The organism is Pseudomonas sp. UBA3153 (assembly GCF_002364635.1).
In the GTDB taxonomy this organism is placed as follows: domain Bacteria; phylum Pseudomonadota; class Gammaproteobacteria; order Pseudomonadales; family Pseudomonadaceae; genus Pseudomonas_O; species Pseudomonas_O kuykendallii.
Map to the genome: position 1 here is coordinate 1 of NZ_DEYR01000035.1, position 11,601 is coordinate 11,601.

An 11,601-nucleotide genomic window follows, 5' to 3' on the forward strand; every position below is an offset into this window, starting at 1 on the left:
CTGGGTCAGTTTTCGGTCAGCAGCAACACAGTGGCGACACTTTCTCAGTATTGCGGCCAGGTCGTCTATCCGTGATCGACTAATGCTGTCGTTGGCGTATTTCGGGGCTCTTCGCCGTGCCGAGTTGGTGGCCTTGCGTATTGAGGATTTAGACGTTGCACACCGACTGATCTCGGTGCGAGCGGAAACGACCAAAGGCAAACGCAGCCGCGTCGTGTGCTACAGCCCAGACATTGCACCTGTCTTGATAGAGCATCTACATGCTCTTCGCGGCGCTGGCTGGATGCGAGGTTCGTTGTTTCGATCAGCATCAGATCGTAATCGAGGCTCGCCACTGTCCCGTTGGGCGTGGAGTAAAACGGTTGAAGGGTGGGCCAAGGAAGCGAAACTATCGCACCTGAGCACTCATACCTTTCGCCACCTTCGGCTTACCCATCTGGCCCGTGCGGGCTGGAAGCTCCATGAACTGACCACGTATGCTGGACATCGAGACCCCAAAACCACTTTGATTTACCTGCACCTATCTGGCGCGGATTTAACCGCAAAGATGGCGCACTCCGTCGGCAGTCTCGATGCTCGGATGTTCTGTGAACTCTTTGGGTCTGAGGCATTGCTATGAGCACCCCCTCAGTCACCCCTTATGTTCCGTTCGACGCGAGCAAGTACGTACGTCAGAGCGATCTATCGAAAATCGAGCTGAGCATACTTTCGAATCGCTCTCACCGTTCAGACTGGGGCTACCTCCAATCAGAGATACCTGAGCTCATGAGGCCGCTAGCTGATATAGCGGCGCACAGCGGCGTTTCTCAGCGATTAGCCATTTCATCAGTGGCAGTCATTCTCTGGAATGTCAGCAAAACCGGTAAACCCTACTGGTGTTGGTCTGAGTCGCAGTGGTTGACCTTGCTCAGTAATCGAGCAGGATCACGACCATATCTCGCTTCCGTTGCTTACCATCTCGGCGATTTTCGAACCCCGCAGCGTATCGCCAAATTCCGGCAGCCGGCGATATATGCTTCTTTTATCTTCGGCCATGCCGTGTTCAGACATGAGCACGTTCGCTTGAGCCAAGCGTTGAGATCGCTGGGCTACGCTGCTCGCCATCTTGAGCAGTTCCTTTCCAACGTGCTGGGTGCCTTGATGCTGGAAAACGGCGATCCGCGGTTGGAGACATTCACCGAGGAACTGCTACTGAAGGGCCAACAGCATCGAAGCGAAGGTGTCGCGAGATCGGTCGGAAAGGTATCTCACGGCCTCGCTGCCATGGGGATTTTGGCGAAACCTTTACGCATGCGAGGCTATACCTGTTGGCGGGCGAAAAGCATCGAAGGCATCGATCCGACTTGGGCAATGTGGTGCCGTCGATGGCGAGACACTTCCACCTTGCGTCCACGCACACGTGAAAGCAATTACAGTTTTATCTTGAGGACCGGTGTCTGGCTAGCGCGCGAGCAATCAGGAATGGCGGCGCCTACCGATTGGAGCATGTCCACTTGCGCTGCATTTATTGCTGCCGTCGACCGGATGACGGTCGGTGAGTGGGCTTTGGAGTCAGCGAAGGGAACACAGCTAAAGGGGCTTGGTCAGCCTATCGCTGCCAACTCGAAGCGCGGCTTTCTACATGCCTTGCGACGATTTTTTACAGACTTTGAACTCTGGGGATGGGGTCGTTTGAAGTTCAGCCCCCGGCATCACCTCGCCACCCCGCGATCCGTGACATTCAACTCGGGTATCAACCCGCGGGTAATTGATGACTCGACCTGGCTCAAGCTGATTTGGGCGAGTCTAAATCTTGAGCGTAGTGATCTGCTTTCGGAGATTCACTATCCGCTGTCGATGGTTCAAGCCATTGCTGTAGTGTGGACGCACGCTGGTTTGCGCAGCAATGAAATCATGCGCTTGGATAAAAGATGCGCGCATCCTCAGACCAATGATGTGGTACACGAGGATGGGACCATCGTTCCAGCAAAAACTTTATGCTATCTCGATATTCCTGCCAGCAAGACGTTCAAAGCTTTCGTCAAACCTGTAGCGGTGGTCGTGAAGGAGCGCATTGACGCCTGGCTGGAGGACAGGCCTGCTAACCAGGCCGCTTTGCTGGATGAGCGAACCGGGGAAAAAGTTAGCTACCTATTTCAGTTTCGAGGCAAGCGCATAGGCTCCAGTGTCATTAATGGCACCATCATTCCAATGCTATGCGCCAAGGCGGGTGTGCCACTGGAGGACAGTCGCGGGCGAATCACCAGCCACCGGGGACGTGCCTCCGCAGTGACGGCGCTCGCCAGCGTCCCTCAGGGCATGTCGCTGATCGAGCTAATGCAGTGGTCGGGACATAGCTCGCCGAATTCGACTTTGCATTACATTCGAATTCGGCCTACCAAGCTGGCAGCATCCTTCGTTAAAGCCGATCAAATGGCCCATATGGTCTCCGTTTTGATCGATCATGACGTAATTGTTCGCCATTCAGATGCCCCCTACACCTTCTATGACTTGGGCGACTCGTATTGTTCAAATCCCTTCTGGAGCAGCTGCCCACATCGCATGGCCTGTGCGGGGTGTGACTTCAACTTGCCGAAAGCCAGCGCAAGGGCCCAAGCATTGGAAAGCAAATCGTCTATCGGACGGTACTTGGAGGCCGTGCCTTTAACTCCCGACGAGCGAGCCATTGCCGAGGGCGACTTGGAAAAGCTGGAGAGCCTCATTCGAAAGCTGGACAATGTGCCGGCTCTAGACGGCAGGATGCCGAGGAGATCGATGAGAGAAAGAGGAGGCTATAAGTAGAAAAGTTCTTAAGCGACTAGTGGCTCGCTAGACATACCTGTCGCGTTACTCCTAAGTTATGCGACACACTAGATTTTTCGGGGTTTTGCTGGGCTGCGGGTGTCGCAGGAGTGTGCCGCACGTAGATCGAAGTTAAACCTGATGCTAGGCCGGCTCATGCACTAGCCGGATGTCGATTTCTCTGTCGACATACTGCCACTCCACCGAGGCTCGGAGTTCGGCCAGAAGCCTGTTAAAGGCCGTCTCATCAGACGGGGAATATTCGAACCAAGTCAAGAAGTCGAAGGGTTCGTTCTCGCCCAGGTCCCGACAATGGTGGAGGCGGCGGGCCACAGCAGGGAGATATTGGAGCCCGATGTGAATGTGACGGGACTGTTCCTCAAAAATCTTCCGGCGTTCGTCTTGAGACAGTCCCCACCATGAGGGGTTTTTCCGGATAGGGATCAGGGCGGCGCAGGTAGCCTCTGCTCGACCCAAGCTTGGCTGCTTCGCCACGAGACGATCCTTCTCTTCACGCACGACATAGCGCTCGTTACTCGTTATCCCGCGAAGGAGCCATTTGGTGCCCGGAGGCTGCGGCGAAACAGAGCCAGCGGCTACGTTGAGCCGTGGGATTCCAGGGAGAGGGGCTCCTGCCACGGCATTCATCGCAACAACGCGCCAAACCCCCGTTTCTCCACCAGCGAACGTAAATACTCGTGTATTCATCAGGTTCCTCTCAGGCCTTTCGCCTATTTCTCAGATAACGCAAAACCTGCACTGCCCGGCGCAACCACGGAGACAAATATGAAAGGTCCTGGACCAGAGTTCACGGCACCATGTACTTGCCCAGGTTTTGCAATGGCAATATCTCCAGCTTTAAGATGAATTTCTACGCCGTTGCCTTGATAATACTTGGCCTCACCTGAGATAACCGTCCAAGTATCTTGGCCGTGAGGATGGACATGGGCAGCTATTTCCTGCCTAGGGTAGGCGTGCCAAACTACAACGACAGAATCGTTGGTCTCCAGAACAACTGAACGGATCGGTTCGCCGTTAGACGGACGGACATATTCGTCCACCGAAAAAATCCGCGATTCCGTTTCTGCTTTCATGTTCACACTCCATTCCTGCACCGCAAGGTGACGTGCATCTGGCACTAACACCAAGACGAAGCCTTGATCTTGATGGGGGCGGAGAAGCTCGACACGCCGAACGGCATCATGAAGAGCACTTTCATGCGGCACCAACCATTTCTTTTAACGACACGAGGCTCGTATGCACATGACGATATGTACTTGAGCGCCTTTCGGAAAAGCTATGTTATAGGACGGAGACCGTCAATACTCCGTCGTGGGTAGGCATGACAGAACGGTAGGATAACGGCGACGTTTTGGTCATATGTACATGGGAGGGCGGTTCACCGCTCGGCAGGGGTGTTGTCGATGGACAGGTGTCCGCCTTCGATGTAACAGATCAGCTTTGACCGGTTACTAACAGGATGACCGGATGATCCGGTGAGCGACGGCGATCTCCTCAGAAGCTACAGCCATACCGGTTGGGTATGAGAAGCTCCAAGGGCGAGCATGGCCCGGTTCTTATTGACTTTCTATTACACATAAATGGCGATATGAGCGAGCGCGTGATGACCATCCTCGAAGGCTGCTTCCCAAGCATTGAGGTCTACAGCATCGACGAAGCCTTTGCCGATATGACCGGACTGCCCGAGCCGCTGGAGTCGATAGGTCGTCAGGTGCAGGCAGAGATTAAGCAGAAGACTGGTATCCCGGTCGGCATAGGCATCGCCACCACCAAGACACTGGCCAAGCTCGCCAATAACGCCGCCAAGCGCTGGCAGAAGCAAACTGGTGGCGTCGTAGACATCCGCGATCCGGTTCGGCGCGACAAGTTGCTCAAGGCCATGCCCGTTGAAGAAGTCTGGGGTGTTGGCCCCCGCATGCGTGCGCACCTGGAAGGTATGCAGATTAAAACCGCTTGGGACTTGGCACAGATGGACGCCTGGACGCTGCGCAAGCGCTTCAATGTCGTGGTCGAGAAAACTGTGCGCGAACTGCGCGGGATAGCGTGCCTGGAGATCGAGAACGAAATCGAACCCAAGCAAGAGATCTGCTCCAGCCGCTCATTCGGCAAGCGCCTGCGTGAGTTAACTCCCATCAAGGAAGCCGTGACCAGCTACGCCACGCGTGCTGCTGAAAAGCTGCGCAAGCAGGAGTCGCTCTGCAGACAGGTGCGGGTCAGTCTGCGCACCGGGATGTTCAATCCAGCTGAAGCGAAATATGCCAATGGCGTCCTCTGCCAGCTGCCCTACCCGACCGATGACAGCAGGCTGATCATCAAGGCCGTCCAGGCTGGATTGCAGCAGGTCTTCAGAGAGGGGTTCAGCTACGCCAAGGCCCAGGTGCTGCTCTTGGATCTGTGTCGCAAGAACGAATACACGCCTGATCTGTTTGCTCCCGAGCAGCCTGTGAAAACCGAGCGACTGATGAGTACCCTGGACGCCATCAACAACCGTTGGGGTCAAGGTACGCTGCAGCCAGGACGCATCGCCAAGCCAGTCGAGTGGGCTATGCGAAGAGAATTGCTCTCCCCTGCCTACACCACTCGCTGGTCTGAGTTAATGGTGGCGAAGGCTCGCTAGAAGCTCGTGCACTGCTCCCTCTGGTTAGTCGAACATAGTCATTCAGATCCGTTCCCGCGCTTCAATCCTCGACTGGATCCAAGCAGCCACCTCAGACTCAATCCAGCCGACACATCGCCCAGTCAGCGGCACGGGTCGTGGAAACTCGCCTGAGCCAATGAGCTTATAGATCGTTGATCTGGCGAGCCCAGTAGCCAAGACAACCGCATTCAACCGCAACACTTTCATGACAAACCATACTCCGATTGATTACTTTCAGAGCAGGTTGGACTAAGTTCCTGCATCCAAGACACAAACCACCTGGAAGGCGTAAGCAAAGGACATGCACGAGACCAAAATCCCTTTCGGTGAGCGTGATGGCACTCTATTTCGAGCGCACGAGGTCGAGAACGGGCTTCGGTGTGGCTGCGTATGCCCTGGCTGTAAACAACCCTTAAATGCGGCCAACAATGGCGAGAAGGTTGTCCCACATTTCCGCCATGCGAAATCGAATGACTGCTTTGATGGCTTCCGCGAAGGTGTCAGACGTGCAGCGGTCGCCCTGATTGCCCAGCAAAAGCAGCTCATGCTCCCAGCTCTGATAGAAACAGTTCGGGTTACCACACAAGGCGGCCGACTTTTGGAAGAAAAGGTCGAGCGGCAACCAGTGATGATCGTCGCAGATAGCGTTGAGCGCTTTGTTGACCTGGGCGGTTTGAGAGGTCATGCCGTCCTGCACCAATCCGATAGGCAGCTGATCGTCCGGATCAAACTTTCAACGCGGATGGAGCATGAGCGTTATCGCCAGCTCGAAGCCCTGGAACACTCCAGCATGGAGATAGATCTCCATCACCTGACTCTGAAGCAGATCAATGATCCGGCCAAATTCGAGCACGCTGTTCTGCATGACAAGGTAAACCGACAGTGGATCCGATCAATTCGCGGCGAAAGGCTCGCAGCAAACGCACTGCAAAAGCTTCAGTCACTGGCAGCCGAAATAAACGCTCAGTGGCAACTAGAACAGGCAGAACGCGAGGCTGCTGAGCAATACCGGCAGATTGAGCTCGCCAATGAGAAAGCCGAACTACAGCGCGCCCTGGAAGCCCATCGAGCCAAACAGCTTCAAATGGCGGCTGAGCAGTCAGCCACAACCCAGGACAACACGGTGCAGGACCGAGCCGAGCTGATCGCAGCAACAATGCTGAAGGCCCTACAAGCATGGGGAGGGAAAGCCGTTGAATGCACTGCCTGCTACTTACTCAGCCCGCCTGATTCAAGGTTCTGCCTTTACTGCGACGCGGCCAGAGGTAAGGTTAACCACGTGAGCCTTTCGCCAGATATCCCCTCGACCATCCATAAACGCATGAGCTGCTCTGCAAAACCAACCATGTCGATGAAGGCAGTCCCCCACCTAATCTTAAGGCCTGATTTTCAGTTAAAAGAAACCGATAGTTAACTTCCATTGAATATGCATTTGCGGCCAGCTTTTACCTTAAAAGCTCATTCCGATAACAGATACACAGTGCTCCCGGCCAGAAAGCACCTGGAGCACTGAATCATTCGGGTTGATTGCCCAGACTTAAGCCTTTCAGCCAGCGACTGATACCGGCGCTTTCACCTCAAACCGCAAGTAGTTTATCAGCCGCTTCGCCTCGGTTACTTCGCTGTGCGGGATCAGCAGGTACTTCCAAGGCTTGCCGCCAACGCTTTGAGCGTAGTCAGAGGCATGCTTGGCCCACTGTGCGGCAGCGGCGGCCTTGGCCTGAACTTCCTGGGTTTCCAGGTCGCTGGCAGCCTTGGTTTCGGCGAGGAAGATGCAGCTCTCAGTCTCCACTACGAAGTCCGGCACATACTCCGGCTGCTCGGCACCGAGTTTGTAGAAGATCTGGAACTGTCCCTTGGCCGGCTTGAACCACTTCAGGGCCTCGCGCTCAAGGATCACGGCAAAGCGCCGCTCGGTGTCCGAATCGAACTTCTGCAACGGGTACAGGCAGCGGGTGAAGCCGCCGAACAGCATCTGCTTGATCCGGCTGGTCTCGGTGACTGTTTCGCGCACGCGGTGTACCGGTTGGTTGGCCGCTACCGTGTAGTTGCAGGGCTTGAGCTCGGTGAAGCCGCGGCTGACCTTGACCTCATAGCCGCTGGCCTCTTCCCAGAAGTGCTTGTGCATTTCTGCATGGATCAGGCGGGCCAGATCCGCACCGTGGGTATCGAGGATCTCGTGCAGCTCGCTTTCGGCGTAGTTCTGCTTCTGGTAGTGGGCCACCGCCTGCCTGGCCAGGTCGTAGAGCAGCTCGGCCTGGGTGAAGTAGTCCACGTCGTCGAAGTCGATCAGCTTCTTGACGATGTAGTCCTCCAGACGCTTCTCGCGGATGCCGCTCTCCCGGCTCAGGGTGGACTGCTTGCTGGTGCGCAGTTCCTGCACGACGAGCTCGCGCTGGCCCGGCTGGTAATTGGGCAGATCGCCCAGCGTGAACGGGTGGTAGCCCGATGTCACCTCACCGGTCGGCACCACCGTGATGCGTGGAATATCGATAGTCTGTTGCACCACCACTTCGGTGGTCTTGGCAACCACATCATCCAGATTCAGCTCAGGTGCATTCGCGTCCTGGCCTTCCAGCAGCGAGCCCTGCTGGGGCTTGAGGCGCTCGGCGACTTCGGCCTTGATCTGCTCCTGTACTTCCTTTTTCAGCAGATCCTTGCTGCTCGGCACCAGATCACGGCGAGTTTCATACTGACCGATCACCTCCATCACCACACGGGCAGCCTGCTTCTCCGCGTCGGTGGTGAAAATCGGCGCAGGCTTCTGTGTTTCGGCATTCGCACCGGCACTGCTTGCCTCGCTAGGCTTGCTCTCCTGCTCAGCAGCCGGCTGCTCTGTGCCTTCGCTCAGGCCGAGCATCGCATGCGCGCCGGACTGCACTTGCACGCTGGTCTTGTTGTCGTCCGCCTTGGGCGCATCGAGGATCACCTGCTTGAGGCGGATCGGCGAATCGCCGCGGTTGGCCTCGTCGATGATTTCCTGGAACTTGTCGTGGGCGACGATGTTCAGACGATCCACGGCCTCCACCCCGGTGCGCTTGCCATAGGGCAGGCGCAGGCCGCGGCCGATGGACTGCTCGATCAGCGTGCGTGCATTGGCGGCCCGCAGAGGGACGATGGTGTACAGGTTGGTAACGTCCCAGCCTTCCTTGAGCATGTTGACGTGGATGACGATCTCCGTAGGTTCATCCACATTTTCAACGGCCAGCAGGCGAGTAATCATTTCCTCTTCATCCTTGCCGCTCTTACTGGAGTCGACCTGAATGGCCTTGCCGCGATAGCGCCCCTCGAAGAAGACATCCGATTCCAGCAACGCCAACAGTTGCCCAGCATGGGTGGTGTCGCGAGCGATCACCAGCATGAGGGGCTTCACCACCCTGGCGTCGTTTTCGCGGGCGTAGGTCAGCAATTCGGCTTTGGTCGCCTCGTGCAGGCGCACGCCGTCCTCCAGCTTTACACGCTCCACTTCTTCCGGTGCATGCTGCTTAGCGTTGAAGTCGCGCTGGGTGACAACAGCCGGCTCTTTGACGAAGCCGTCTTCGATGGCGCGGGCCAGCGGATAGTCCATCACCACGTTCTTGAACGGCACCGGCCCCTTGCTCGATTCCGTGAAGGGCGTAGCGGTTACTTCCAGGCCAAACAGCGGCTTGAGCTCGTTGATCGCCCGCATCCCGGCCTGAGCGCGGTAACGGTGCGACTCGTCCATCAGCAGCACCAGATCGTCCAAGCTGGCCAGATGGTTGAAGTAGCTGTCGCCCAGCACCTCACGCATCCGCTTGATACGCGGTTCCTTGCCGCCACGCACCTCAGAGCTGATCTTGGCGATGTTGAAGATATTAATACGCACCTCGCCGAACAGCTCACCGGCGAGGATGTTCTGCTGGTCGTAATTGTCGCCAGTGATGACTCGCGGTACGTTGATCGAGAACTCGCCGATGCCCTTGAATACGTACTTGGGCGTGTTCGGGGTGAAGTCGCTGATCAGTTTGTTGTAGATGGTCAGGTTCGGCGCGAGCACGAAGAAGTTGTTAATCTGGTGCTCAAGGTGCAGATAGGCGATGAAGGCGCCCATCAGCCGGGTCTTGCCCACACCGGTGGCCAGCGCGAAGCACAGAGACGGAAAGTCGCGCTCGAAGTCTTCTAGGGTCGGGAACTGGGCCTTCAGGGTATTGAGAATGGCTGGTACATTCTGCTGATGCTCCAGCATCTCCGGCGCTGCGCTCAGTGCCTGCACCAGCTTGTCCAGTGACCCCACCTGCGGCGAGCGCAGCGACAGGCGCCCGGAAACGTGATGTTGAATACGCGAACTGCTCATACTGTCTTCCTTTGTTCCTTGTAGCCGGCAAGCTTTGCGCAGGCTTCAGGCATCAGGCCTCGCCGTTACCAAATAGCGTGGTTTGTGCCGGCTCAGCGACCTTGCTCTTCTTACCTTCTTTCACTGGCTCTGGCGCGACAACGGGTTGCTCAGCCAGCGGCAGGTTGGCGACGTTCAGGCTGTAGTCATCATGGCCCCACTCGCAGCGCGACAGCACCATCTTCGGGATCTTTTTCAATGTCAGGTTCGGCCAGCGCGCTTCGGCCTGGGCAGCGGTCAGACCATGGAAGGCGGCGCAGCAGACCAGCAGGCTCTGCTCGGCCCCAACCTCGTCGGCCAGTGACTGCAGCTGCTCGGCAGAAAGGTTCTGGGTGGTGACGTAGATGAAATCACGCTCGCTGGAATGACCATGCTGCCACCAGCGGGCTTCCGAGGGCGCATAGGTGAAGCCCTCCAGCTTGGCCAGGGCCTCAGCCAGCATGGCGGCGTTGTACTCGGGATTTATCACCGGGTTGCCCCAGCGGTCGTTAACGATCAGCGTGGGGGCCAACTTGTAATAGCGGAAGCCGCCGCCCCCCTGCCAGTTGACCGCCTTGCTGATGCCGCTCTGGTCGCTGCCGGCGATGACCTTTTGCAGGCGCGGGATTATGTGCGTATGGCAGTGCTGGCCCAATTCAACCATGATCCAGCGGCGCCCCATCTTGTGGGCTACCGCGCCAGTGGTACCTGAGCCTGCAAACGAATCGAGAACAATATCTCCTGGCTTTGTTGCTAGGTCGAAGCAGCGTTTTATCAATGCCTCAGGCTTCTTACCCTTGGGAAACTCGACCCCACCTTCGTTGTGTAGGTTATTGGAGAGGATGTCGTCCCACAGACTGGTGAGCGGCTCTCCGGCCACGTATTGGCCGTCGATCAGCTTTAGTTTGTCCGAGTAGAAGAGAATACGTTCACCGTTGATGAAGTACATGTTTGAATGAACTTCACGTTCGAGCAAAAGCACTTCGTGGGGTGAGGCTTTGGACTGGTCGATCATACCGCGCGCCTCACTGCTTACGGCGTTGTAATCAGGGCGAGCGAAACGGACTACTTGCTGAGCATGCCTCATTACGAAATCAGAGAGAAGATCTTCATACTCGTCACCGAGAGCTTTCTTTATACCTTTTTCTGAAATACCAAGGCTCTGTGCAAAGGCCTTAGTTAGAGTTGTAAAGCGCCAGGCCGGATAGGGCTCATTGAAGTTCTCGATAAACTGGCCGTATCGCTTATCCCGCTCGGCGCGGGCTGTAAATACGCGATTTGGCATCCAGCTCGACTTGTTTTTTGCATAAATCAGAATGAAATTGGTGGTATTCACAACACCTGGATTGATCGACTTGTGTCCAGTTGCGGATCCTTGTTTGAAGGAGACAATCGACACCCGATTGGACCGCCCGAAAACCTCGTCTAACAATACGACAAGATAACCGAGCTCGTTGTCATCAATGTGCACAAACAAAGTGCCATCATCAGACATCAAACGGCGCAGCACTTCGATTCGATCCCGAATCAACCCAAGCCAGATTGAGTGCTCATAGCCATCGTCGTAATGTTCGAAGGCCTGCTGTGTATTGAAGGGCGGATCGATATAGACACACTTCACCTTGCCGGAAAATTCTTGCTCCAGCGCCCTTAGTGCCAGCAGGTTATCGCCGAAGATCAGCCGGTTATCGAAGATATCGTTCTCCGTCACGCGATGACTGGCGTGGTAGGACCTGGTCGGCTCTTCCAGTAGGATGCGCGGCTCTAGCTTGGGGCGCTTTTCTTTCCCGACCCAAGTAAGCTCTAGTTTTTGCTTGCTCATTGTAGT

The 11,601-nt window shown here is 56.1% G+C and carries 9 protein-coding genes; 4 read left to right on the forward strand and 5 right to left on the reverse strand.

What is annotated here, in order from left to right:
* On the forward strand, positions 1-619 hold a 619-nt coding region (locus B2X67_RS08275; protein WP_286785208.1), incomplete at its 5' end, for a tyrosine-type recombinase/integrase.
* The gene (locus tag B2X67_RS08280) at positions 616-2,781 is read left to right on the forward strand and encodes a tyrosine-type recombinase/integrase (RefSeq protein WP_011914409.1); all 2,166 of its coding nucleotides are present in this window, start codon (positions 616-618) and stop codon (positions 2,779-2,781) included. The genes B2X67_RS08275 and B2X67_RS08280, both read left to right, overlap by 4 nt.
* A 144-nt stretch (positions 2,782-2,925) precedes the next feature.
* On the opposite strand, the gene B2X67_RS08285 is transcribed toward B2X67_RS08280, so the two are convergent.
* Positions 2,926-3,489, reverse strand: coding sequence for a chlorite dismutase family protein (locus B2X67_RS08285; protein ID WP_026084028.1), 564 nt, complete (start codon positions 3,487-3,489; stop codon positions 2,926-2,928).
* A gap of 23 nt (positions 3,490-3,512) precedes the next feature.
* The gene (locus B2X67_RS08290; protein WP_071534424.1) at positions 3,513-3,875 is read right to left on the reverse strand and encodes a cupin domain-containing protein; all 363 of its coding nucleotides are present in this window, start codon (positions 3,873-3,875) and stop codon (positions 3,513-3,515) included.
* Positions 3,876-4,318: 443 nt separating this feature from the next.
* Between B2X67_RS08290 and B2X67_RS08295 the strand changes: the two genes are divergently transcribed.
* Positions 4,319-5,419: a DUF4113 domain-containing protein gene (locus B2X67_RS08295; protein ID WP_376747740.1), complete on the forward strand. Its 1,101-nt coding sequence runs from the start codon at positions 4,319-4,321 to the stop codon at positions 5,417-5,419.
* 42 nt (positions 5,420-5,461) lie between these two features.
* Here B2X67_RS08295 and B2X67_RS08300 read toward each other — a convergent pair whose 3' ends face one another.
* The gene (locus B2X67_RS08300; RefSeq protein WP_124086560.1) at positions 5,462-5,647 is read right to left on the reverse strand and encodes a helix-turn-helix transcriptional regulator; all 186 of its coding nucleotides are present in this window, start codon (positions 5,645-5,647) and stop codon (positions 5,462-5,464) included.
* Positions 5,648-5,741: 94 nt separating this feature from the next.
* Here B2X67_RS08300 and B2X67_RS08305 point away from each other — a divergent pair, with 94 nt between their 5' ends.
* Positions 5,742-6,854, forward strand: coding sequence for a hypothetical protein (locus B2X67_RS08305; protein WP_161968366.1), 1,113 nt, complete (start codon positions 5,742-5,744; stop codon positions 6,852-6,854).
* Between the two features lie 132 nt (positions 6,855-6,986).
* Here B2X67_RS08305 and B2X67_RS08310 read toward each other — a convergent pair whose 3' ends face one another.
* Both B2X67_RS08310 and B2X67_RS08315 read right to left on the reverse strand, forming a co-directional pair.
* Complete coding sequence (locus B2X67_RS08310; RefSeq protein WP_286785209.1) at positions 6,987-9,755, reverse strand: DEAD/DEAH box helicase; 2,769 nt, start codon at positions 9,753-9,755, stop codon at positions 6,987-6,989.
* A 52-nt stretch (positions 9,756-9,807) separates the two neighbouring features.
* Positions 9,808-11,595: a site-specific DNA-methyltransferase gene (locus B2X67_RS08315; protein ID WP_201266897.1), complete on the reverse strand. Its 1,788-nt coding sequence runs from the start codon at positions 11,593-11,595 to the stop codon at positions 9,808-9,810.
* Positions 11,596-11,601 lie beyond the last annotated feature (6 nt).